The organism is Pandoraea sp. B-6 (assembly GCF_000282835.1).
In the GTDB taxonomy this organism is placed as follows: domain Bacteria; phylum Pseudomonadota; class Gammaproteobacteria; order Burkholderiales; family Burkholderiaceae; genus Pandoraea; species Pandoraea cepalis.
This window is the reverse complement of the sequence record NZ_AKXS01000318.1, coordinates 1-638: the sequence shown is the minus strand read 5'-3', so window position 1 is coordinate 638 and position 638 is coordinate 1. Positions and strand designations below refer to the sequence as shown.

2 rRNA genes are annotated in these 638 nt (G+C 50.8%); both read left to right on the top strand.

From position 1 onward, the window contains the following. A 23S ribosomal RNA gene (locus A985_RS0103105) occupies positions 1-344 on the top strand; the annotation flags it as partial. A 132-nt stretch (positions 345-476) separates the two neighbouring features. Further along, positions 477-589 (top strand): 5S ribosomal RNA (gene rrf / locus A985_RS0103100). The last annotated feature ends 49 nt before the right edge of the window (positions 590-638 follow it).

Here is a 638-nt window from a genome sequence, read left to right as displayed (position 1 = left end):
TTTAAAGAGGTACGTGAGCTGGGTTTAAAACGTCGTGAGACAGTTTGGTCCCTATCTGCCGTGGGCGTTGGAAGTTTGAAGGGGGCTGCTCCTAGTACGAGAGGACCGGAGTGGACGAACCTCTGGTGTACCGGTTGTCACGCCAGTGGCATCGCCGGGTAGCTATGTTCGGAAGAGATAACCGCTGAAAGCATCTAAGCGGGAAACTCGCCTTAAGATGAGACTTCCCTGGGAACTCGATTCCCCTTAAGGGTCGTTCAAGACCAGGACGTTGATAGGTCAGGTGTGGAAGCGCAGTAATGCGTTAAGCTAACTGATACTAATTGCCCGTGAGGCTTGATCCTATAACCAGTGTGTTTTTCCTGGTGTGAGTGTCGTGCAGTGTGCCGATACAACTCACAACCCAACCAATGTAGTACTACGCTTCTTCCAAATTGGTTTTGTTGAGCCTCGCTCAGCAGAACATACAAGTTATGCCTGATGACCATAGCGAGTTGGAACCACCCCTTCCCATCCCGAACAGGACCGTGAAACAACTCCACGCCGATGATAGTGCGGATACCCGTGTGAAAGTAGGTAATCGTCAGGCTCCCCCTAAAAACCCCTTGCTAACTCGTGTAGCAAGGGGTTTTTGCTTT